The organism is Dactylosporangium sp. NPDC048998 (genome assembly GCF_043197855.1).
Taxonomy (GTDB): domain Bacteria; phylum Actinomycetota; class Actinomycetes; order Mycobacteriales; family Micromonosporaceae; genus Dactylosporangium.
This window is the reverse complement of the sequence record NZ_JBICTV010000052.1, coordinates 1-23,306: the sequence shown is the minus strand read 5'-3', so window position 1 is coordinate 23,306 and position 23,306 is coordinate 1. Positions and strand designations below refer to the sequence as shown.

At 67.9% G+C, this 23,306-nt stretch carries 19 protein-coding genes; 7 read left to right on the top strand and 12 right to left on the bottom strand.

From position 1 onward, the window contains the following. Positions 1 to 161: 161 nt before the first annotated feature. The 6 genes from ACGFI8_RS45100 to ACGFI8_RS45075 form a co-directional block, all read right to left on the bottom strand. Positions 162 to 761, bottom strand: a complete 600-nt coding sequence (locus ACGFI8_RS45100) for a hypothetical protein (protein WP_392814548.1) — start codon at positions 759 to 761, stop codon at positions 162 to 164. A 217-nt stretch (positions 762 to 978) separates the two neighbouring features. Next, positions 979 to 1,419, bottom strand: coding sequence for a hypothetical protein (locus ACGFI8_RS45095; RefSeq protein ID WP_392814545.1), 441 nt, complete (start codon positions 1,417 to 1,419; stop codon positions 979 to 981). Positions 1,420 to 1,533: 114 nt separating this feature from the next. Further along, positions 1,534 to 2,316: a hypothetical protein gene (locus ACGFI8_RS45090; protein ID WP_392814544.1), complete on the bottom strand. Its 783-nt coding sequence runs from the start codon at positions 2,314 to 2,316 to the stop codon at positions 1,534 to 1,536. Positions 2,317 to 3,268: 952 nt separating this feature from the next. Continuing rightward, entirely contained in the window at positions 3,269 to 3,502 is a 234-nt protein-coding gene (locus ACGFI8_RS45085; protein ID WP_392814541.1) for a helix-turn-helix transcriptional regulator, read from the bottom strand. 291 nt (positions 3,503 to 3,793) lie between these two features. Continuing rightward, positions 3,794 to 5,278 carry a multicopper oxidase family protein gene (locus tag ACGFI8_RS45080; protein WP_392814539.1) on the bottom strand — a complete coding sequence of 495 codons (1,485 nt, stop codon included), beginning with the start codon at positions 5,276 to 5,278 and terminating at the stop codon, positions 3,794 to 3,796. An 11-nt stretch (positions 5,279 to 5,289) separates the two neighbouring features. After that, positions 5,290 to 5,739 (bottom strand): hypothetical protein, encoded by a 450-nt coding sequence (locus ACGFI8_RS45075; protein ID WP_392814538.1) that lies wholly within the window; start codon positions 5,737 to 5,739, stop codon positions 5,290 to 5,292. A 632-nt stretch (positions 5,740 to 6,371) separates the two neighbouring features. Between ACGFI8_RS45075 and ACGFI8_RS45070 the strand changes: the two genes are divergently transcribed. Next, on the top strand, positions 6,372 to 6,590 hold the full coding sequence (locus ACGFI8_RS45070) for a hypothetical protein (protein WP_392814536.1): 219 nt from the start codon (positions 6,372 to 6,374) through the stop codon (positions 6,588 to 6,590). Here ACGFI8_RS45070 and ACGFI8_RS45065 read toward each other — a convergent pair. Further along, on the bottom strand, positions 6,553 to 7,497 hold the full coding sequence (locus tag ACGFI8_RS45065) for an alpha/beta hydrolase family esterase (RefSeq protein ID WP_392814534.1): 945 nt from the start codon (positions 7,495 to 7,497) through the stop codon (positions 6,553 to 6,555). The genes ACGFI8_RS45070 and ACGFI8_RS45065 overlap by 38 nt on opposite strands. A gap of 113 nt (positions 7,498 to 7,610) precedes the next feature. On the opposite strand from ACGFI8_RS45065, the gene ACGFI8_RS45060 reads away from it, so the two are divergent. After that, positions 7,611 to 7,994: an STAS domain-containing protein gene (locus ACGFI8_RS45060; protein WP_392814531.1), complete on the top strand. Its 384-nt coding sequence runs from the start codon at positions 7,611 to 7,613 to the stop codon at positions 7,992 to 7,994. 438 nt (positions 7,995 to 8,432) lie between these two features. Then, positions 8,433 to 9,923: a tyrosine recombinase XerC gene (gene xerC / locus ACGFI8_RS45055; protein ID WP_392814529.1), complete on the top strand. Its 1,491-nt coding sequence runs from the start codon at positions 8,433 to 8,435 to the stop codon at positions 9,921 to 9,923. 218 nt (positions 9,924 to 10,141) lie between these two features. On the opposite strand, the gene ACGFI8_RS45050 is transcribed toward xerC, so the two are convergent. From ACGFI8_RS45050 to ACGFI8_RS45035, 4 genes are all read right to left on the bottom strand, one after another. After that, positions 10,142 to 12,235: a DUF262 domain-containing protein gene (locus ACGFI8_RS45050; protein WP_392814528.1), complete on the bottom strand. Its 2,094-nt coding sequence runs from the start codon at positions 12,233 to 12,235 to the stop codon at positions 10,142 to 10,144. A gap of 135 nt (positions 12,236 to 12,370) precedes the next feature. Continuing rightward, positions 12,371 to 15,574: a DEAD/DEAH box helicase gene (locus ACGFI8_RS45045; RefSeq protein WP_392814526.1), complete on the bottom strand. Its 3,204-nt coding sequence runs from the start codon at positions 15,572 to 15,574 to the stop codon at positions 12,371 to 12,373. Between the two features lie 2 nt (positions 15,575 to 15,576). Continuing rightward, entirely contained in the window at positions 15,577 to 16,908 is a 1,332-nt protein-coding gene (locus tag ACGFI8_RS45040; RefSeq protein WP_392814523.1) for an ATP-binding protein, read from the bottom strand. After that, the gene (locus ACGFI8_RS45035) at positions 16,905 to 18,827 is read right to left on the bottom strand and encodes a TerB N-terminal domain-containing protein (RefSeq protein ID WP_392814520.1); all 1,923 of its coding nucleotides are present in this window, start codon (positions 18,825 to 18,827) and stop codon (positions 16,905 to 16,907) included. The genes ACGFI8_RS45040 and ACGFI8_RS45035 overlap by 4 nt, the downstream gene beginning before the upstream one ends. A 104-nt stretch (positions 18,828 to 18,931) precedes the next feature. Here ACGFI8_RS45035 and ACGFI8_RS45030 point away from each other — a divergent pair, with 104 nt between their 5' ends. The 4 genes from ACGFI8_RS45030 to ACGFI8_RS45015 all read left to right on the top strand — a co-directional run bounded on the left by ACGFI8_RS45030 (position 18,932) and on the right by ACGFI8_RS45015 (position 21,997). Continuing rightward, a complete protein-coding gene (locus tag ACGFI8_RS45030) occupies positions 18,932 to 20,335 on the top strand; it encodes a polymorphic toxin-type HINT domain-containing protein (RefSeq protein ID WP_392814517.1) in 1,404 nt (467 codons plus the stop codon). Between the two features lie 242 nt (positions 20,336 to 20,577). Continuing rightward, a complete protein-coding gene (locus tag ACGFI8_RS45025) occupies positions 20,578 to 20,775 on the top strand; it encodes a hypothetical protein (RefSeq protein WP_392814516.1) in 198 nt (65 codons plus the stop codon). A 105-nt stretch (positions 20,776 to 20,880) separates the two neighbouring features. Further along, a complete protein-coding gene (locus tag ACGFI8_RS45020) occupies positions 20,881 to 21,354 on the top strand; it encodes an NUDIX hydrolase (protein WP_392814513.1) in 474 nt (157 codons plus the stop codon). A 337-nt stretch (positions 21,355 to 21,691) separates the two neighbouring features. Further along, a complete protein-coding gene (locus ACGFI8_RS45015) occupies positions 21,692 to 21,997 on the top strand; it encodes a hypothetical protein (RefSeq protein ID WP_392814511.1) in 306 nt (101 codons plus the stop codon). An 822-nt stretch (positions 21,998 to 22,819) separates the two neighbouring features. Here the strand turns inward: ACGFI8_RS45015 and ACGFI8_RS45010 are convergent. Further along, on the bottom strand, positions 22,820 to 23,306 hold a 487-nt coding region (locus ACGFI8_RS45010; RefSeq protein ID WP_392814508.1), incomplete at its 5' end, for a tyrosine-type recombinase/integrase.

Below are 23,306 nucleotides of genomic sequence, written 5' to 3'. Positions count from 1 at the left end.
AGGGCCGTTGATCTGGGCTAACGCCGGGCGTCAACGGCCCTTTTCGTGCTGTCACATCCGTTCAACCTGGCGCACGGTTTGGCGTGATCATCGGCGCATTGGACAAGCTGACTGGTTGCGCTCTGGAGTACCCGGCTTGCGCTCCAGTGTCATGCGTCTAATCAGCAATCGTCGAAAGGCGGCAGCGGAAGGTTAACCCTTACAGACGTTCCGGCAGGTGACGTGAAGTCAAGCGTGAGGCGACGCGCTATCTCGGGCGGTGTCGGCCGAAACCCCCACCACGCTAAGCATTCCGTCCCCGTGCCTCCAAACTGGCCGGAGGCGAGGCGATAGGGCGTGCCGCTGTCATCGGAAATCGCAAGAGCGATCCTCCTGAACTGTTCCCCAGGCGACGGCGGCGGCGGCGACCCATGCCCGGCTCGCTCCGCCCACCGCTTGAATGAGGTCGCATAGTCGTTGAGCGCAGCCCCCCGAGGTGGGCCCTGCTCGGCGTCGAGTGTCACCTCAATGTGGTTGGCCAGGCTTACCTGCAGAAGCTCCGCCCGCACCCCATCGACCTCACCTACGATCAGCGGACGCTCAAGCGGCAACCGGATTCGCGGGATCTGGCGAACGGTCACGAGGTAGACGTGGTCGGGGTCGTGGTAGTCGACGTGGAAGGTCCCATCGTCAAGCCGCTCGACAGATCTGGAGACAGGCTCTGGCTCCGCCCAGGGGCGCCGTAACAGCAGGGCTCGGATCACGCCCTCAAGGTCCGTCATGCTCGACACGTTATCCGCCGCCTCTCCCGACAGATGGCGGAACGTCACTGGGCCCCGATACCGATCGGTCACGCATGTCCCGAGATCGGACAGGCGCCGTCAGGGCGCCGACCATGTCGGAGGCGTTTGATGCCGCGCTCGGGCAACGACGACTCCGTTGCCAGGCCGACAGGGTGGACCGGCACGAGACGAGGTTCCGGCCCACCCCGGCTCTGCATCAGGATTGCGGGTAAACGCCGTAGTACTCGCACACTCCTGTGTCCACGGACCCGTTGGTGCCCTCCCATACGAACAAGCAGTCGTCCCCGACGACCTGGTGACTCAGTACCTGCCAGGTGGTCGTCGTCGTGACGTCGCCGTTGCCCTTCTGGCTCTGCGTGGTCGTGGACTGGTCCGTTTCTACCACGTGCCAATGCCCGCTGTAATAGACCGACGGGTATAGGAGGTACACGATGCCGGGAAAATGCTGCGAAACCCAGGTTTCCGGAGGCCAAACCGTGATGCAGGTCTTGGTGGCCCGGTCGCTGGAGAAAGTGCCACCCTGGGCTTCGCAAGACTTCTTGCTCACCTCCGGAGGTGCGGCGTTCGCCACCGAGGCGGTGGTGACCGTGATTGCGGCCGCCAACACGCCGATGCTGATTATCCGTTGATAGCGCACTTGCAGTCCTCTCAAACTGAGGTTCTTGGCGGCGGCAATACTCGCGCTCCCGCCGTCCCGGCCGCATGGGACCGGTGCCCTGATTTGCAGGGGGAATCGCGGAGGGACGGCCAACTAGAGGATTTCGTCGCGGAAGCGCTCGACCAGCTTCCGGGCCTCGTCCTCGCGTCCGGCCGGCACCAGAACGTCCGTCGCCTGTTCTCTCTGGATCGTGTAGCGGTGCACGAGCGGGCCATCCGTCAGCCCACGCTGCTGGACCCGCACGTCGAATTGCACGACCGCGGGCGGGCCGTCGACGAGTTCGATGCCGCGCACCCGCGTGCCGTAGCCGTGCAGGATCGTGTATCCGCCCGGCCTGCGATAGATGCCTAGCGGGCTGATGTACACGTCGCCGGCCGGACTCCGGCAGGCACGGGTATGCGCACGCATCGACAGGATGACCAGGAGGATCACGACAGCCACGCCCACGCTCGCGGCCCCGACAAGCATCATCTCGTTACGGGCCTGCGGGTCGTCCAGGCCGAGGCCGCAGAGGAGCACCGTCGCCCCCAACAGCAGGACGAACACGCCGGCAATGTAGGGATTCCCGCGGTTGCGGCGCCCCTCGACCCGGTTGCCGGCGCGCCATTCGGCCTCGTCATAGCGCCAGTGCACCCACGCCTTGCCGGCCAGCATGTCGGCAATGTCGCGAGCGTAGTACCACGGCTTTACAACCAGTAGCGTCAGCAGCAGCGCGAGCAGAACCCCCACGCCGGGTACGCCGATCGCCATAACCAGCCGCGTCGGTCCGCTTGTTCCCTCCGAGCCGCTGGTCGCGAACCATGCCACCAGCCCGAGCACGACCGACACGCCGAGGGCCACGAGCAGGATGATCCGGAACGCGATGATCTCGAGCATCCGAATCATGGCAGCAAGGTAGGGTGACGGCCGTTCCCGGCGAATTAGCCGCATGACGGTGAGTCGACGCCGATTCCTGCGTGCCGTAACCGACGAAGCGTCGACGACCGTCGGCGGCGGTTGCGGCTGCTGAGGGGACTGCGGTGAAGACGGGTCCGGCATCCTGGGCTCCTCGGTCGGGGGATTGCGCCCAAGGTAGAAATCCACCGACACCGGGACATCGGTGTTAGCACGTAATCCATGGATACGTCGGGTGCCCGACAGCTGGCGGACTGGCTTCCTTCCCAGCCGTAGTCAAAGAACGACCAGCATCAGCCAGACCAGACACCGCCTGCGCCGAATGGCGACCATGCTCGAGGCGGCCGAGGCCGTTGTGCCAACACGCCCGCATTCGGCCGGCTGGGGAGTCTGCGGCCGTCAACCTGATGGTCGGCCCGCCAACCGCGGTGTTCGACAAGATCCGCGACGCGATGCGCGACTGGCGCAAGCGCTCGGGCGAGGAATGAACGATACAGCCTGACGTCCTGCGGCGCGGCCGGCCGGCCTGACGGACGACTGGTACGCCTGTAGAGCTTGGAACCATCCCGCACACGAACGCGGCGGCCGAGGGCACTATCAACGTGGCCAGCGACGGCGGACGGGTACTTCACGCTGCTCCTCCGACGCGGTCGGCCAGTGGCCGACCCGGGTCAGCACGTGGCGCTTGGGAGGACCCGGTTGGCGCAGTCGTTGCGGCCGCCATCGCTGGCGGTCGCGGACAAGTGGCAGACCGAGTGGGAGGTCTTCGCCGAGCGACGCCTACCCCCGTTACCCGTTACCGGACAGGACGGCGAGGCCGTTCCTCGGCGCCGGGGTATTCGCGCATGATCTGCCCATGGTCCTGACGGCGACAGCGACGTGGTGGCTGCCCCGCGTGCGTCTGGGCCGACCTCGACGTGTAGCGGCGGCTTGCTCAGGACCGCAGCAGCGTGAGCACGGCCAGGACGCGGCGGTTCACGTCTGGCAGGGCGGGCAGGCCGAGCTTGAGGAAGATGCTGCGGATGTGGGCCTCGACGGTGCGCTCGGCGAGGTGCAGCCGTTCGGAGACGGCCACGTTGGACAGTCCCTCGGCCATCAGCGCAAGGATCTCCCGCTCCCGCTCCGACAGCGTGTCCAGGCCCTCGCGACGGCGGCGCGGGCGGCGCATGACCCGCTCCACAACTCGACGGTTCGAAGATCCAGGCGTCCGCTGGCGTGTGTCGGCGGTCGTCGGAAAGCTGGCTCTGGCACGGAGTTGGTGATCGTGAGTCGTCGATGGTAGATCCGCTTGGATGTGCATTGTGGATCTCCTTGGGGTGGTCTTCCCGCATCTGTCCGGGTTGTGGATCACGAACGTGCTGGTCAAGGGTTCGACGTGGGCGCCGCCGATACGATGACCGTTGGCGCCCCACGTCGCGTCCGGGCGGACCCGGTTGCTGAGTAGGACCAGGATCCCCTATCACTCTGGTTCGTTGTGCGCGTCTGCACCGATCGCGTAAGGGGTTTTGATCCCCTCGTACGCCAGGTGAGCCACGAGGCCTTCGGCGGCGTGCGGAAGGTTGTGGCAGTGGTCCATCCAGATGCCAGGGTTGTCGGCGACGAACGCGATGTCGTAGGACTCGCCGTTGGCGACGTTGAGCGAGTCCACCCACCAGGGGCTCCCGGTGGCGCGTACGCCGTCCCGGCTGAGCACCACCGCGTGATGGCCGTGCAGGTGCATCGGATGGACCTCGCCGCTGTGGTTCGAGATGTGCATCCGTACCACGTCGCCTTCACGGACGACGAACATCGGCACGTCCGGGAACTGGTGGCCGTTGACGGTCCAGACCATACCTGGACGCCCATCGAGAAAGCCGGGTCGGCGGCCGATGGAGTACTCGAACCGCCGGTCCGGTATGTCGGGGTCGAATCCGAGCTGAGCGCCGGTGCCGTAGGTGAGCATGTCGAGTGTCCCGCCCGGTCGAGGCATCGGGTCCATCGCGAACGGACCTGAACCGAGCACGACACCGGTCGCCCCACCCAGATGGATCCGTACGGGCGTGCCGTCGTGGGGCATCGTCAGCTCCAGGTCGGCGCGCCCGCCGGCGGTGACGAGCACGGCCATGTCCCGCACGGGGGTGGGTCCGGCAAGGTCCGCGCCGTCCACCGCGACGAGGCGGTACGGCGCTCCGTTGACCCACGCCGACATCGGCCCGTTGTCGCTGTTGATGACCCGTACCCGCACAAGTCCGCCCGGCGGCACTGTGACCCGAACATCACCCTCGAAGCCATTGATCGTGCGTACGCCATGGTAGAGGTGCACCAGCGCCACGACGTCGACCGTGTCGGGCGGGGGCGCCGCCGGTGTGACGACCAGCGCGCCGAGCAGACCGTCGCGGACCTGTTCGTGGGACATCTGGTGGGAGTGGTACCAGTATGTGCCAACCCGATCGGCGACGAACCGATACGTGAACTCGCTGCCGACAGCGACCGCGTCCTGGGTGACGCCCGCAACCCCGTCCATCGCGTTGGGTACGTCCACGCCGTGCCAGTGCAGCGTCACCCCGCCAGGCACGGACTCGTTGACAAGCGTCACCTGTACCAACTGCCCGACCGTTGCCCGGATGGTCGGGCCAGGTGACTGGCCGTTGAGCGTGTAGCCGTCCACCTCGCGACCGGACGGTAACCGGATGCGTCCGTGGCGCGCCGTGAGCTTGATGGCAACGTCGGCTGGCCGGGCCGGATCCGCAACGAGCGATGCGAGACTTCGCCCGCCCGCCGCGTTGTGAACATGCGGGACGCCAGCGGTGTGACCGCCGGCGTCCACGTACCCCATGTCCATCACCGAGTACGTGCCCGGTAGCAGGCTCGCCTGCCAGAACCAGGCGAGCGGTCCGACGAAGAGCGCCGTGGCCGCGCAGGCGATGGCCAGGCGGAGCCGGCCCGCCCGACGTACCCGGCTCATCGACAAAGCCATCACACAGGCGTCGCGACAGGCGCTTCGGGGCGCTCGGCGCCGCTCGGCACGGCGCGAGCCCGGTGCCCCGCATACACGGCCGCGCCGAACAGCAGGAGCGCGTTGAGGCCGTGCAGCGCGCCCAACGCAGGGACGTCGTGGCCGAACATGCCGAGGCTGACCTGTACCACCACGAGCAGGAGCACGAGGCCAGCCCATTTCGCCGCCCCGCGGACCTTCGTGAAGAACGAGAAGATCAGCATGAGCAGCGCGACCAGCGGGACGATCATCATCCCGTTCATGCCGTGCACAGCGAAGCCGACCGCCCCGGGGAAGGACGTCTCGCCGCTTTCCATCACAGCCTTGTCGAGCACGCCGCCGCCGTCGACCCACTTGCCGAGTCCGTACATCGCATAGACCACGGCCGTCGCCTGCACGGCCACCTCGACGGCGATCAGGTACGCGAGCACCTTGTAGACAGTTCTCATGACGTTCTCTCCTCCTGAATTTGTTCGAATCGAAGGCGGACTTGCCGAAGACGCGGGCGAGCAGCCACGGCCAGACCGGAAGTGCCAACCAGCCGAGGGATGCAACGCCCGGCACTCCTGTGCGCCCGCGGCACGTGGAACCCCTCGAGGGAGTCCCCTGACGCTAGGGGTCCGCCGGGACGCCGTCGTCAATCTTGCGGACCATTCCGATACGCCCACGGATGGATGCCGGCCATCGGATGAGGGTGATAGCTTCCGGGAGTTTCGACCGACCGACGGTCGATTCACGGCGAGGAAGGGAACCCGATGAAGCGCCTTGCCACGGACGAAGGTCGGCCAAGGACGACCCGCCGAGGTCGTGGCGTCGACAGCTCCGGCACGCAGGAACCGGCGTCGACTGCTCGCCGTAGCGGCGGCTTACCTCGCTCGCGATCCTCGTCGTGGTGATCGCCCTAGCGGCTCAAACCAGCTTCAAGCCAGCGCTGCTCGCCCCCCTCACCACCCGTGACGAGTGGCTTGCCGCCACCGGCGAGGAACGCATCGCCAGGTCTTGGACGGTCGAGCGGTGAAGGCGGTACTGGCTATTCACCCGCACCCACCTCCGCCCCACCCGCTTGCTGCACTACACCCGTGGCGGCAGTCTGTACGCGCTGTGGTGGCTGATCGATCTGCGCGGCGCGCGCCGGGGTGAGGCGTGCGGGCTACGCTGGTCCGAGGTGGACCTCGACCGCGGTGTGCTGTTCGTCGTCTGCAACCGCACCACCGCCGGCTACCGGATCCGTAGATCGATCCGGCTCAGCGCATCCGGTGGCCGGCGAGGAAGCTCCAGATGACCGACGCGGCAGGGGCGCCGTCGAGGGTGTCGGGCCAGCGGTGACCGCCGGTAACCCGGTACGCGATGATGGACGCTCCGCCGGCGCAACCCGTCCACTGCCGGCGTTGCTCGGCGGGAGTGTCCACAGGCACGGCCGACTCGGGGGAGCAGTGGTTGAGCGTGGCCCAACCGGCGAGCCACGTCGAAACCGGTGGCAGGTGCCACGCCGGGTCACTGGTGCTGCCTTCGTACCCGACGACCGGGTCATCGACCGCGTGGACGTCCAGGATGGACACCGGCCGGGTGGGACGGCAGCCGCCGTCCTTGGGGTCGTACATGTTGCCGACGACGGGCGCGATAGCGGTGATCCGGTCGGCGAGGCCGCAGGCGAGGTAGTTGGCCATGCCACCGCCATTGGACATGCCGGTCGCGTAGACGCGCGTTGGGTCGACGCAGTAGGTGGCGGCGAGATTGTCCAGCAGGGTCCGGGTGGCGGGCAGTTCGGCGATGCCGTGGTCGACCGGTCCGGCGCTGGCCCACATCGGCGGCCCGCCGTGCCCGTCGGGCAGACCTTGCGGATAGACGGCTAGGAACCCTTCCCGGTCGGCCAGTTCCAGAAAGCCGGTACTGGCTGCGGCGTCCGCGGAGTTGCCGCCGTGTCCGTGGTAGACCAGCAGCACTGGGTAGGGAGAATCCGGCTGGTAGCCGGCGGGCACGTGCACCAATGCGGTCCGCTCGTGCGCTCCCTCGGCGGTGCTCGGATCGACCGGGAAGCTGAGCGTCCGATCGGCGCCTGCGCCGATGGCGCGGCTGCAGCCGGCATGTGCCGCCGCTGTGGCCGGGGAGCCGGCGTCGGGCCGCGCGTCGGGCGCCGTGCACCCGGCGGCGAGCAGCACGGCGAGGACCGCTATCCAGAAGCGACGCACCAAACCCGATCGGACGATCAGTTCTGGCCGAATAGTGGCAATCGGTCGAACCGGTCACCCACTCGCACAGATTGTCCGTTTACAGAGTCCGCCCGGCCCGGACGCTGCCCGGGGTGAAGATCTCAACATCCGATGCTGGCGAGGAGGTCACGCTCATCGTGGTGAGCGGTGAGATCGACCTGCAGACCGCCGATCAACTCCGCGACGCGGTGCACGCCGCGCTCGCGCTACCGATACCGCGCATCGTCATCGACCTGGCCGGCATCGAATTCTGCGACTCAACCGGCCTGAGCGTGTTCGTCTACGGACACCGATCCTGCATGGAACGCAACGGCTTCCTGGCACTCGCCGCACCTAACGCGTTCATGACCCGCCTGCTCACCACCGTCGGCATCGCCGAACGAGTACCGATCTTCGACACCGTCGCCACTGCGATCGACGCCGTCGCGCACGAGCCCGACCCCGAATCACCATCGGCGAATCATTCGACCGGCTGACCTGGTCTCCCAGCTTCTGCAGGTGGTCATTGACGGCTTCGTGGGCGCACCAGGTCCGGGGGCGTTGATGTACTCGAGACTCATGTGTGGTTGTACGGCTCGGCTGCGCACCCGATCCGCGCGCCACACATCGGCGGCCGGTGCAGATCGTGGTACCCGCGACCGTAGCGGCGCATTCGAACCGAGGATCGTGCCGAAGCGCCGTCGGCGGCTCGGGCAAGTCGACGAGGCGATCCTGAGCTTCTGGACGCGGACTGTGAAGGGGCCGTTCTGCCCTCGCAGTGGTCGGCCCAGCTGAGCACGCCTCTGACGGCACCCCTTGACGGTGCGGGCACCGGCCCGGCCGCTGACCTGCCACGACGGGGCCGGTGATCGCGGTGTGGTCGCAGCCCGCGCCAGGCTGGTGCTGAAGACCACCGCACCATCTTGGAGGTCGTCATGCGACCGAACCCGCACCGCGGCCGGGTCTACCGCCGCTGCGCCTGCCGCGACCACACCACCGGCAAGCAGCTCGGCGCCCGGTGTCCGCAACTGGCCACCAACCCCCGGCACGGCAGCTGGAGCTTCGCCGTCGACATCCCCGCATTGACCGGTCGGCGCACCACAATGCGCCGTGGCGGCTACCGCACCCGGCACGCCGCCCAGGCCGCTCTCGCTCGGGTCCTCGACTGCGAACGTACCGGCGTCCACCTCGACGACCGCGAAACCGTCGCCGGCTACCTAGCTGGCTGGCTGGACGCGAAACGCCGCGAACTCAAGCCGACCACCATGGCCCGGTACACCGACTACGTCGCCAAGGACCTCGTCCCGGCTCTCGGCGCGATCCGCCTCGAACGGCTCAGCCACCAGCACATCGGCCAGTTCGTGCGCACCCAGCTGGCCTCCGGCCGCGGTCCGGTCACCCTGCGCCGGTGCGTAGCCACGCTGTCCAGCGCCCTCAACGACGCCGTCCGGCACCGCCGGCTGGCCCACAACCCGGCCCGCTACACCGTGCTGCCGAAGACGCCCCGGGTCGAGCGGACCTGCTGGACCGCCGCCGAGGCCGCGGCATTCCTCCGGCACTGCCGGACCGTCGGCGACCCGCTCACCGACCTGTTCGAACTGCTCATCGCCACCGGCATGCGTAAGGGCGAAGCCCTCGCGTTGCGCTGGGCCGACGTCGACCTCGACCGCCGGCTGCTCTTCGTGCAGCACACCCTCGCCGCCGTCGACAACGCCCGCCTGGTCTTCACCGACCCCAAGACCCGCGGCAGCCGTGCCTGGATCGCCCTGTCCGCCCGCGCCGTCACCGCCCTGCGCCGCCAAGCCCGCCGACAGCACCACCAACGGGCGACCCCGGGACGGCCGACCGATGACAACGGGCTGGTGTTCTGCCGCCCGGACGGCCAACCACTACGCCCCGAGCATGTGCTGCACCGGCTGCACGCCCTCACCGCCGATGCCGGCCTGCCCCGCATCCGGGTCCACGACCTGCGCCACCTCGCCGCCACCCTCATGATCACATCTGGAGTCCCGCTCGCCGTGGTCTCCAAGACCCTGCGGCACAGCACCCTTTCGGTGACCGTCAACATCTACGGACATCTGACCCGGCAGGCCGCCAACGACGCCGTCGAAGCCACCGCCGCCGCCCTCGCCGCCGCAACCCCGACCCAACCCGGGGTTCGCAGCCCGGCCGGGCCTGCGGCGCCCCGGTGGCAATCCCGGACGGCGCGACCACCCAGCGACCACAACCCGGACCACACAACCCGGGACACCGCCGTCCCATCGAACGCCGACGCCGGCGTCTTGGATCAACCCGCAACGACCACGCAGCGCGCGACCACCCTGCGACCACCTCAGCCAGAAACGCCAACAGCGGACATGCCGCAAAAGGCATATCCGCTGGTCAGAACCGTCGGGACAGCGGGATTTGAACCCACGACCCCTTGACCCCCAGTAGCCGGAGGCCCCAGCGACGTGCTCAGGCACGTTCTCCCAGGTCGTCACAAGCATAAACCGGCCGAGTAAAGGAGTCCGTGATCCCGCTCCTGTGCGGTCGCCCGACGAGGCGCGGGTTGAGCTCCGGTGCCGGGTATTGGAGCCGGGTGAGGGTGCCCGCCGCGAGGGCTGCCGTGGCGGCGAACTCGGGCAGGGGCGCGATGGCCAGGTCAATGGCGGCGGAGAGTGGCGGCAAGCGAGCCCGCCGAGTTCGTGGTTGCCTCCACGCCGCTGACGTTCCCGGCCCGCAGGCGCTGGGACACCGCGCCGGGACTCACGTCGGCGTCCGGATACTCTGGGGACGCGGCGTTGGCGATCTGCGACACGGTCAGCACGGCCCCGACGGGATGGGCCTGCAACACCGCCAGGATGTGCTTCGCCACGTTACGCCGACCCGGTCGCCCGGCCACCGAACGGATCTCCGGCGCGGCCGCGGGGTCGTCGTCGACCTCCTCGGTCTCCTCGTGGTGCTCAGCCGCCCGGACTGTCGCGGCCGGTCTCGGCAGGGCGTCGCAGAGCACCGAGGCCAGCGATGCACCGCGCGTCTGGATCGCCCGGTCGTCCCATTCCTCGGGCAGGCTTCGGTTGATGTTCAGCGCGCTGCGTTCCAGGATCTCCTTCCGCTTGGCCATCCACGGGCCGTTTGAGACGGACTGGTTGAGCCGCTGCGTCGTCAACGTCAGATTGCCGAGCGTGTGGAGCAAGCCATGACGTCGCGCGCTTTCCTCGGCACGGCTGGCAGTGCCGGTCGCCGCGAGCGGCCAGTGCTGCTCCCATGCCTGGGGGAGGAGGTGCTCGATGGTAAGCCGGTCGAGGTCGTGGATGATCTGTTCGGTACTGGCCGTCTGGAGCCGCCGATTCGCCAGGTCCAGGATGATGCGCACCCGGCCGCGGGTGAGTTGTTTGTAGAGCGGCAACGCGCCAACGGCGTAGCGGACGTCCTCGTCCGACGGCCAGTAGTTCGAGTCGACGGTCTGGCCGGCGAGAAACTTCAGGACGACATCGTCGGCTGACTGTTGTCCCGGCCGAAGCTGCCGCAGGAGGTCGAGCATGAGGCGGTTGTAGTTCTTGGTGGTGAGCCGGCAGATCATCCGTCGAAGAAGGTAGGACTCCAGCACCTGAAGCACGTTGCGGCGGGTCGCGGCGTTGTCGCGGCCGAATACGAGCAACAGCACGGGCATGATGACGGTGGTGTCCAGCGCGGCCAGCCTTCGCAGGAAGACCTGCTCCGACGGTGCGAGTCCGGCGCCCGTGTCCAACGTGCTGTAGACGTCGCCGAACGTGCCGAACCGGGCCATCAGATCGGTGAGCGGCAGCCCGCTGTCCCTCACGTAGCGCCTGAACGTCAGGAACAGCTGGTGTGCCGGTACCTCTTGGACAAGTTCCATCGTCAGGAAGTGGCCCAGAAACGCGTCCAGCCGAGGACGCACGAGTCGGCCCTGGCGAACGTCTTCACGCCAGTATCCGTCGTCGAACCGGGCCCAATGCCGGTCGTACAGGTCCTGGACCTGCAAACCCTGCCGCTCCGCCTCATGGAACAGGTGGTTGCGGACCAGGTCGGACGCCCGAAGCGGAGTACCGCGGGCGTTGAGACTCTCGAAAATGACCTGCGGGTTGTCCCGGCTGCCGAGGTCGATCACCACGACCTGCACGCCATGATTGAGCACCGAGACAAGTTGATCGAATGCGCCCTCGCGATCGGCAGGGTCGAGCTGCAGCAGCCAGTCCCGAACGGTGCCGGCGAAATAGAGGTAGGCCTGCACGATCGTCGGCCGCTCCAGCGGATACCGCGACGCCAACGCCGCGGCCGATCCGGCGGAGAGGGCGTTGCGGAAAGCGCCGCGGTCCGCGTTGGTGGGCCAGACCTTGAACGTGTCGTCCGGATCGCTGCTCATCTCATCGTCGTTGACGGTGAGGCGTTGCAGCGACTTGATGTTGCGCTCGGGGAGCGCCAGCTCGGATGCGACATCGCGCACCGCCGCCAGGAGCAACTGCAGGGTCGTGAGCCGTTGCTGGCCGTCGATGACCTGCCGGACCTCCGTTGTGTCGGTCTGCCCTTTGACGAGGTCGAGGACGATAGCACCGAGAAAGTGCGGCGCCTCGGCCTCGGCCTGTCCGTGCAGGTGCCATGCCGCCATGACGTCCTGCCAGAGCGGTTCCCAGTTCTCCTCGCGCGCCCACACGTATGGCCGTTGGAACAGTGGTACGACGAACCGCACCTCCCGCCGGAAGAGGTGGATCAGCGTGAGCGGCTTGGTCTCCATCGGCGTCCATCCACGAGGTCGAGAGCGGCGGGTCGGATCTGGCGCGTCGCGCAAGGCTACGGTATGCGAGGGCGCGCCATGACGGCCCGGCACGCGTGGAGGGGCGCAGGCGACGGATGACGGGAGCGGATCGGTTCAGCGGCGCGGGCTCGCGGGCTGGTTGGCGAGCACGGCGGCCAGCCGGGCCAGCTGGGTGGTTGTCGCCGGGTCGGCCGGAGCGGCGCCGAGCTTGGCGAGGTACCGTGCGTTGAGTCGCTCAACCTCGGCTGCGCCGAGCCCCCAGGATCGGGCGATCTCGAGCAGGTAGGCGCCTTCGTCGTCGGTCAGTATCCCGTCGCGGAGAGCACGGTCGAGTACGTCAAGGTACGCGTCGCCGCGGTGGTCGCCCGTGGCGGCGGCCCCGACGCGGGCGGCGATCCCGGCGAGGCTGCCGATCGGCGGCGTGTGGACCGATCGCGGCCGCCCCGATCGCGTTTTCGTGGGCCGGGCCGTCAGGGCGGTGAGCGCACCGTCGTGGTCCCGGAGCCATGACGCCGGGAACGTGGTCGGCCGGCACCCGAGGCCCGTCAGGTCGTCCGGCGCGAGTAGCCGCAGCGCGTGCCGGAACAGTGCGGCTGTTGCGGTCGCGTCGCCGAGGGCAGTGTGGGCGTCGTCGAGTGGAATGTTCGCGGCCGCGCAGCAGTCGGTGAGCCGCCGCGACGCGCCGCTGCCCAGCCGGTCCGCGAGTTCGAGCGTGCAGATCGCCGGACGGGGGTGGGGGTCGAGGCCGAGGCGGCGGTACTCGGCCTCGAGGAACCCGACGTCGAAGCGGGCGTTGTGCGCGACCAGGATGTGCCCGTCGAGCCGGTCGGCGAGGGACCCGGCGATCTCCGCGAAGTGCGGAGCGGGCCGCAGGTCCTCATCGGTGAGGCCGTGCGTGTGGGTCGGCCCAGCATCGCGGTCCGGGTTGACCAAAGTCGTCCAGCGGTCCACAACCTCGCCCGCTGGGTCGAGCCGGACAACCGCGATCTCGACGATGCGGTCGTGGTGCTGGGCCGCGAAACCGGTGGTCTCGACATCGACCACCGCGAACGGGGTCCGGCCGAGCACGGCCGTCGCGCCGGTTGGCGGCGTGGGCGCCGATAGGAAGAGGTCAGGTCCGGTCGCCGTGGCAGTAGCGAGTTCGCGGATCGCGTCCCACGCCGCCGGCACGTCGACGGCTCGCGCGGCGTGGGCCAGGATGGCGAGGTCGTCGCTGAGGTACTCGTCGTACTTGTCGACGGTGCGGTCTCCGGCGAGCGCCGCGAGGTCGATCGCCGATGGCGGGTCCGTTGCGGCCAGGGCGGCGAGGTGGGCCCGCAGTTCAGCGGGGTCCGCGCCGCGGACGGACAGGGCCGGCCCTTCCAGCCCGACGTTGAGCCCGCGGCTGGTCAAAGCCAGCGCCAGCGTGCCCATGACTTTGTCGCCGCGCCAAGGGAACAGCAGCGTGTCGCGGCCCATGCCGATGATCGGCTGCTCGTCGAGCAGGAACCGCCGGTACGCGTCGAGGCCCTCGTCGAACAGCGCGCGGGCGGCCGCGTCGAGGTAGCGCGGCGGGGTCCCGGTCCTGTACAGCTCCAGCATCCGCCGACGTACCGCGTCCGCGACCGCGCCGCCGCCACCGGCGAACGGCGACACCCGTCCACCGGCGGAGGGGCGCAGGTCGATGACCTTCTGCCGCCCGTCAACAGCGGCGACCTCCCAGCGCCGCCCGCCGAAGATCAGCAGCATCCCCGGCGCAATCGGGTGATCCACCGGAAGCGTGCCGAGGGTCCGGCCGTCGGCGATCAGGCGGTACTCCTCGACGGTGCGGAACGCGGCGTAGAACGTGTAGTGGTTGATCAGCCGGTCGCCCGCGCCGCCGGCTAGCAGCAGCCCACCGCGGTCCTGAACGAGCAGGCCGGCCGCGCCCATTGCGCGCAGTAGCGCGGCGAACGTCGCCCGGTCGACCCGTGCGAACGGCCCGTGTCCGCACAGCGCCTCGAACAGCTCCGCCGGACGCGCGCCACCGCGCTGCGCGACGACGGACAGCACCTGCTGGATGAGCGTCGAAAGGTGTGGGTTGTCCCGGTCCGGCGGCTCGTACCAGCGGGCGAGGAGCAGGTCGACGACCGCGGCGGTCTGGAACACCGCCACCCGCAGCGCGTCGATGGGCGATGACTCCCCGTCGAGGGCCCGCTCGGCGACGTACATCCGCAGCACCGCGGGCTGGTCGCCGCGCCGGCCCGAGCGGCCGAGGCGCTGACGCAGCGCCGCCACATGGTGCGGCGGCCCGATCTGCGCGATCGAATCGACCGAGCCGATGTCGATGCCCATTTCCAGTGTCGACGTGCACACTGCTGTCACCGGCGTCGAACGGTCCTTGAGCCGCGCTTCGACGTGTTCCCGGATGTCCTTGGCCAGGTTGCCGTGGTGCGGCAGGAACTCGTTCGGCACCCGCAGACGCTCGGATATGCGGGTGAGCCGGTCGGTGTAGTGCTCGACCGCCGCCCGGCTGTTGGCGAAGACCAGGTTGTCGCTGCCTCGCAGCGTCTCGAACAGGTGCTGAGCGATCGCCGTCTCGTGTGGAGGGTCCTCACCCTCGTCCGGTCGTCGGGCCAAGTATCCGCGCAGCTGGAGCCGGATCTCACCGCCGTCATCGGAGCCCTCGACGATGGCGACGTCCGGGCCGCGTCCGGGCCGCAGGAAGTCGGCGGCGGCGGTGAAGTCGCCGAGCGTGGCCGAAAGCCCGACCCTGGGCACGGCTTGGCGCACGACGAGCTCGAGGCGATGCAGCAGTGACTGCAGCTGAGCGCCGCGCTCGGTACCGACGAACGAGTGCAGTTCGTCGACGACGACATATTGCAGTCCGGCGAACAGGGTGGCGATCCGCCCGCCGTGGAGCACGAACAGTGCCTCCAGCGACTCCGGCGTGATCAGCAGTACCCCGGACGGCGACCGCAGGACCTGCTGCTTCTGCGACTGGGGAACGTCCCCGTGCCAGCGGTGCACGGCGACGTGGTGGTCGCCGAACAGCGCCGTCAGCCGCTCGTGCTGGTCGTTGATCAAGGCCTTCAACGATCCGACATAGACGGCCGCGATGCCGGCCCGGTCGGGGTCGCCGAGCAGCGCCGAGGCGATCGGCAGCCACGCGGCCTCCGTCTTGCCGCTGGCCGTCGCCGCGGCCAGGATGACGTCCCGGTCGCCGGCGAGGATCGGCGTCACCGCCCGCTCCTGCACGTCGCGCAGCCCGCGCCAGCCCTGGTCGTACACCCACCGCTGCACGGCTGGGTGCAGCCGGCCGAACTGCGTTGAGAGGCGCTGCGACGCCGGACCGGTCACGGCTACAGCCGGAACGACGCGAGGTCGTCGTCCGCCGCCGGCTCTGCCTCGGGGAGCGCCGCGAGGTCAGGGTCGCGGTCCTGCTCGATCTCGGCCGCGTCGACGAGGGTTCGCCAGTCGAGGTCACGGTGCTGGTCGAGGACGGCGAGCAGGTCGAGGAAGCTGCGGATCGTCGTGCGTGGCGTGCGGAAGTACGCGTCGCCGATCCGGCCGGCACAGTGTGCCATGAACGCCTCGATCGCGGCGTCGGGCACGAGATACGCCGACTCGTCGCCGCCCGCCCACACGTGCCGCAGCTTCATCAGCAGGACATAGAAGTCCTCCGGCGACAGGTTCGCCAGGCGGACCACCGGCCCGGAGTGGTCGACCCGGCCGTCGCCCGCGAACGCGTTCTCGACCAGCCGCGACTGCAGCGCCGAGTACGAGTACAGGCCGCGCCTGGTGTCCATGAGGAAGTCGGGGGTACCACCAAACACGAACCCGAGATGCGCGGCGGTGCCCTGGAGGCTGTCGTTGACGATCCGCAGGATCTGCTCGTAGTTGGCGTTGCGGGCCTGCGAGTTGTGCAGCTTGTACAGGTTCACCATCTCGTCGAGGCACACGAGCAGTCCGCCAAAACCGGCCATGCACACGAACCGTGCTAGCAGCTTGAGGTGGTCGTAGAACGTCGAGTCGTCGACGATGGTGCGGACCCCGAGCGCGTTGCGGGCGTCGGAGCGGGTCGTGAACTCCCGCCGCAGCCATCGCACGGCGTCCGCCTTGAGCTGGTCATTTTCCTGGTCGTGACCCTCCCAGTACTTCGCGACGACCTCGGCGAAATCGTAGCCGCCGGTGAGTTCGGAGAGTTCGGTCAGGCGGCGCCGGATGACGACGTGCGGGCTCTCCCCGGCCTCGCGCGCGCTCGTCAGCACCTGCGACACGAACCGCTCGACGACGTTGGCGAGGGCGCCGCCGTCCGGCTTCGCGCGGGTCGCCATGTTACGCATGAGCTCGGCGTACAAAGCCCGGGCCTGCCCGCCGGTGGCGTGCAGCCGCCGATCCGGCGACAGGTCGGCGTGGACGGTGACGAGCCGCTTCTCCAGTGCGATCGAACGGATGAGCTGGAGAAAGAAGGTCTTGCCGGAGCCGTAGTCGCCGATGACGAACCGGCTTCCGGCACCGCCGTCAGCGATCCGGTCGATGTCGGCGACGAGTGCCTGAACCTCGGCGGCGCGGCCGACCTGGATGTGGTGCTGGCCGGTTCGCGGTACGACACCGGCCCGCAGCGACTGGAGAACAGCGTCGCGGTCCTTGGGACGAATCCGCGAGCCGTGCCCGGCGGCGTTGATCGTCATGCCAGCAGCCCTTCGAGGATCTCGGTGTTCACGTCGAGCGTTTCGTCGCCATCGACCACGGTGTCGCCCAGCCGGTCGAGCGCGGCCTCGTTGAGCACGTCGAGCGCGCCCGCCGGCAGCAGTCCGCACTCGGCGGCAAGCCGGTCGAACTCGGGGCGGCTCCACGACGGCTTCGCCGCCAGCAGCCGGATCAGGCGACTGTGCGCCGCATCGAGCCCGTCGACCGGCGCCACCGTCGGCTGCGGCAGGACCGGCGGGGTGGCGGGTTTGTCCGGTGCCCCGTCCTGCGGATCGTCCTCGACGAAGATGGTCGCGAGGAGCGCGGAGACGCTCGCCGTGTCGGCCAGCTTGGCGGCGATCGCGGCGTCGTCGAGCACGAACCCGGTCCGCGTCGCCGGGCTGACCGGTCGCGGTGGCAGCAGATGCTCGTCGTCGACCGGCACGCGCTCACGGACGACGACCGGCCCGCTCACCGCATCGTGGAGGCGGCCGAAGACGTCGCGGCCGTCGAGGTCCAGCAGCTTGTAGATCTTCGTGAGGGTGGTGACCTCGGCGGGGGAGACAACCCCGTCGACGGCGGCAACGGAGACCGCGAACTCGGCGATGTCACGCTTGGTCGCCGCGTCCAACCCGGCCAGCCGCCGCTTCAGCCCGGTCAACTTGACTCCGGTCGCCGTCAGCCAGCGGATGTGCGCCGCGAGCCGGTCAGTCTCGGCGGCGGTCAGCTGGAACGCCTGCCGGACGTGCCCGACGAGGTGCTCGTGCTCGGCAGCACTGACCTCCCCGTCTGCCTGACTCACCGCAACGGCCAGATGCAGCAGCAGCGTCACCGCCAAGTACGGCGGCCGCGCGGAGGCCGGCGCGTCCGGGCCGCACCGGAACAGCACGGCCGGGCCCTCGGCGAGCGGTGGGCCGCCCATGCGAACGTCCGGCTCGACACCGAACCCGAGCCGCCCGAGCAGCTGCACAAGCCCGACGGACTCCGCCTTCGTCGCCTTGCCCGGCGTGGCCGACTCCCAGAACCGCAGCAGGTCGGCGGCGTCGACGATGCCGCGCTCGACGTTCTCCTCACACCAGCGGCGCAGCGGCGCGACCTGACCGGTCCGGCCGGCCAGCAGCTCCGCCGGCAGCAGCGCGGCCTCGGCAAACGACCCCCGCTTGTCAGGGTTGCGGCCTACCCACCGGCCGTAGGCGTCGAGGTCGTTGGTGACGGAGCCAACGAGGTCGCGGAGGCGAGCCGACGCCGAGGGCTCCTCGAGGACGTCCGGAACTTGCAACTTCACGGTTACCTTGCCGATGCCGGCGCTTGCTGGGCTGTACTCGCTGGTCAGCTGCTGGCCGGCGGCGCCGAGCGTAATTCCGGCGCCGAACCGTTCGACATAGCGAATCGTGAATAGCTCCCGGAACTCGTCGGGGCAGCGCTCCTGCGGCGTGCGGGCGTAGATCGACGGATGGAACCAGGCCCACGCGTGGGCCCACTCCGCCGGGACGGGTTCACCGTCACGGGCGTAGCCGCCGAGGCCAAGGCGCAGCGTGATCGGCGGCGACCAGCGGTCCCCGGTTGTCGGTGGCGGCCCGTCGGGGACGGAGATGGTGCCGCTGCCGTCGCCGACGAGGTCGAGTACGGCGAGGAAGTCGGTGGCGTACGAGCGGAACGACCGGCTCTCGCCGTAGATGCCGAGCAGCCGTCGCACCTCAGTCGCGATCGCGGCGAGCTCGTAGCGGACGGTCCCGTCGTGCTTGAGGTCGCTCAGGACCCGGCGCTCGAGGCCGTAGAAGTAGAGGAAGACATACCCGATCGGGGCCCGCGGGTACCGGCGCCCGTCAGCCAGCCAAGCAAGGTACGCCGCCCGCGCACCCGGCAGGATCTGGGCGTAGGACGGCCAGTACGGCAGATTACCTACTGGACAAAGCCACACAGGCCAGGAACGTCGTCGCAAATTCCACGACCAACTGGGTCCAGAAGAAGTACAACACCGTCAAGGACAACTACAACCAGGCCAAGCAGTGCCTGCAAGGCGGCGTGTCCAAGTGCGTCCAGCAGACCGCCAACGCAGCGATCAAATACGCCTCCGACACCGTCAAGAACACCTATGACGCGATCAAACAGGACCCCTGGAAGTTCGTCGCCACCGCCGCAGTCGGCATCCTCGCCACCGTCGCGGTCGGAGCACTGTGCGCCACCGGCGTCGGCTGCCTGATCCTCGCCGGCGCGGTCGCCGGAGCCATGCAAGCCGGCGCCGGCTACATGGTCGACGTCGCCCGCGGCGACGCCGAATTCTCCTGGTCCGGCCTCGCCGACACCATGATCCAAGGCGGCCTCGACGGCGCCCTCAGCGCCGGCGTCAGCAAGTACACCGGCGGCGCCACCAAGTTCGTCACCAAACCGTTCAAGGCCGCAGCCGCGGGCGGCATGAAGAAGATGCTCGGCGGCGGTGGCGGTACCAAGGAGGTCACCGCTCCCAAGCGCACCTCCGGCGAAGCGTCCGGCGGCGGTTCCCGCAGAACCGAGGAGCGCGGTAGCAGCCGAAGCGACGAGGGCGGGGGCGGCTCCGGCAAGTCGTGCCCGCGGCCGCATAGCTTCGCCCCCGACACGTTGGTACTGCTGGCGGACGGCACCACCAAGCCGATCAAAGATGTCCAGGTCGGCGATCAGGTCCAGACCACCGACCCGACGTCCGGATCGACGCAGGGCAAGAAGGTCGAGGGCTTGCACCGCAACCAGGACACCGATCTCAGTGAGGTCACCGTCCGAAGCAAGGACGGCTCGGATGCGGTCCTGCACACCACCTGGTTCCACCCGTTCTGGGACGACACGCAGCACTCCTGGATCGACGCCCAAGACCTGAAGACCGGCGACGCCCTGCACACCGACGACGGTGCGATCGTCGAGGTGAAGAGCGTCCGCAACACCGTCGGCTCCGCCGACATGCGCGATCTCACCGTCACCGATGTCCACACGTACTATGTGATGGCCGGTGACACGCCGGTACTCGTCCACAACTGCGGTGGTGGACTGAACCGACTGATTGGAAGTCTGCGAAATAAAGCTAATGACACGTACATCGGACGTTTGATAACGGGTCGTCCGATGGAGCCCTGGCGTAGCAATCGCATATTGTCCCGCCAGCTCGCGGGCGAGCCGGCTCCCGCGAATGCGACCGTTCGCGACCTTGTTGGCATGCAAAATGGAAATGGAGCTATCGGTTATAAAGTTGCCGATGCGAACGGTCGTTCAGACGAAGACCTTTTAGCGTCGGTGTTCAATCCGCAGGATGGGCAATACATTGCGACGAGTGCGAGTCGGCCAAACGTGATCGCCCAGGGCAACCATAGGGCTATGCAGTTGATTGCGCGGGCACTGGATCCTCTTAACGATAATATCAATTTGGATACAGAGATCTTTATTCATAGGGTTGGTCAATAATGAAGGCGTTCCTCAGGCTTCGTCGCTTTAAGTGGCCTGTCATTGATGTCTATGGGGGTCGATCGCGGGGTGATATAAAAGTCCTATCCGTACAGGAGTTGGAGCACCTAACAAAGTTGGCATCGGGGCGTTGGAGCGCTAATGGTCGTCCCGATTGGCTAAAGAATCAGCGGGATCACGTTGCGGCGTTAATGCTGACTGTGCTTGGCCTCGAAGGCCGGGCCGTCTATAGGTGCCTTGTCATGGCCGTTCTCAACGACAAAACCCGACATAGCTTTACTCTGGATGTTTCCTCTGATGAGTTCGACCGCCTGCATGATATGCCCCTGAAGGATGTTGTCTCTCTGGCACATCGGTATCTTCTCGACTTTCCCCACCTCGACTTGGATCCGGCTCAGAAAGAAAGCTGGAACCAAACTATGGGCGGCGATGCTGGCTAGAGGTCACGGTCTCGGTGAGCGAGGCGCGGCTCGGCCTTGACCACCGATTGGTGCCCTCGGAGCCTGGCCTGAGTAGGAGGATCCCATGACTCCCAGGAGATCCCTATGAGGATTCCACCGCTCGCGTTCAGACTGCTCCATCGCATCCGTAAGGTGTACTGGCGGATCGCAAAGCCGACCACCTATGGCGTGAAAGTGCTGATCATTCACTCGGTCAACTCTGACCGAGTACTTCTCGTCCGACATAGCTACGGCGACCGGTCCCTGTGGAGCCTCCCTGGAGGCGGATACAAGCCGGCCCGGGAGACCCCAGAGCAAGCGGCCAGGCGTGAGTGCACCGAGGAACTGGGCGTTGAGTTGGAGCCGTCCGCCCTCGTGCTGGAGGAACACTTGACCACCAGCGAGGGCAAACTGGGATATCTGAAGATTGTCCGCCTACACGCGATCTCGGACGAGCTGTCTCCGAATGGCGAGATCTCCGAAGCCCGGTGGACAGCCGTCGACCTTACGGACCTACCTGGTAAGCCTGCACTCTCCAAGTGGGTGCACTCGGCCCTGAAAGCGCATGCACAGGCCTAGTCTAGACCCAGATCGGTGGCCTCGACACGAACCGCAGGTTCCGCTTCGTGGCTGTGGCAGATCGGCCGTGACGAGGGCAGACGTGCGGCACCGCGCTGCCGTTCATGGTCTGATTTGCCGGTATCCGGATCAATGGCATGCTAGCTCCTGCGCTTGAGCAGCGGACGATTGCGGCAGCCTGCCATACGCGATGGACGATGTTGATCACCCGACTGTCCAGTCCACCGACCGAACGCGCCCGTCGCGGCAGATGCGGTAGACCGTCCGCGACTGGGGTGCAGGCCTGGCTGAGATGTATTCTTAGCCGTCTCGTTTGCTGGTTGCCCTCGGAGCAGGCATGGCCGCACGTTTCCGGGCTGAGGAGACTCTGCCCGGCACAAGAGAGCAGATCGTTACGGTCAGTGTCGCCGCGCTGCAAGCATGCCGATTCGTGGTGATCGACTCAGACGGTGATCGGGGCTGGATACGTGCACGGGCCCCCATAAACGTGCGCTCCTGGGGCGAAGACATCACCGTCACGGTTGGCGCAGACGGCCAGGTCGAGATCGTAAGCGAGTGCCGCCTCGCGACCCAGATACTTGATTGGGGAAAGAACCGGGCTAACGTGGCCCAACTGCTGTCGAAGCTCCGTTCGGCTTTCTGATTCCCGGCCTGGCTGGTGTGGGCCCTCGCCCTCGCCGTGCGCGGACTGACCCTCTCACCAGGTGTCCCGCTCTGGCATGATCAGCGAGCTGAGCCAGTTGACCACAGCAGCGGAGCCCCTGGCCCATCTGCTACTTGTCGAAGGCAGCGACCGGCGCCCGCAGTCGTCGAGCTGGCGACGCTCGATTTACGGTCAAGATCAGCTGAGCGCACATCGGCAGATCCGGTAACCATGATCACGTGTGTGGTTCGACCCTGCCACTGGCGCCGGCGATCTTTGGAGTGCCCGTCGAACGTGCCAATGCGCGTCCCGTGCGATCTGGTCTGCCCCCTGGTGATCACAGTACGGGCGTACGTGTCAGCGGCGTGTCGTGATCGTCCACAGTAGACCTTGTTCGCGGGTCTTGCGGGACAGGGCGAGTAATGGGGTCGGTGAGCGGCGTGCTGGCCGTCGAAACCGTGAAACCGCAGGTCAGCACGGTCCCTGGGTTGGATCTTACACACGCGTTGACGCGTTGGGCGTGATGGCAAAGCCGCAGGTCAAGGCGCTGGGGGATGGGTAACAGTACGCCCGTACGGGACAAAACTCGTGTCGCGCGACGACCGAAGCATCGACGGACGCCGACGAAAAAGGCCAGCTGAGCTGGCCTATTCTCACGTCGGGACAGCGGGATTTGAACCCACGACCCCTTGACCCCCAGGGGTAGCCGGAGGCCCCAGCGACGTGCTCGAGCACGTTCTCCCAGGTCGCCTCCAGCATAAACCGGCCGAGTAAAGGAGTCCGTGATCTGGCGCCGTCGCAATGCGTCTGGTGCCGTGCTGGCTAGGCGGCCTGCAGTTGGTGAATTGTGTTGACGTCCATGAGAGCTGCCGTTGGTGTGATGAGTTGGGCGAGGTCGTGGGCGGCTTGGCGGCGGCGTTGGGCGTTGATGCGGGTGTAGTGGCGCATGAGGGTTGCTGGGTCGTGGCCGAGGCGTTCGGCGACTTCGGGGATGCCGTAGCCGAGGTTGAGGAGGTTGGAGGCGAGGAGGTGGCGGATCTGGTGCGGTCCGATCGGGCGGACGCCGGCGGCGCGGGCGAGTTGGTTGAATCGGTTGCTGAGGTTGTCGGGTCGGAGTGGTTGGCCGCGTCGTCCGAGGAACATGTGGCCGGAGACGAGCGCCGCCCTCCCGGAGGGTCTGGTGTTGGTCAGTGCGGTGAGGGTGGTCGGGTCGATGTGGGCGATCGAGTAATTCGGTTCTGTCGCAGGAAGTGTGGCGCGGCGGTCGGCGGTGTGGAACTCGGTCGGCGGGCGGGCTCGGCTGACGGCG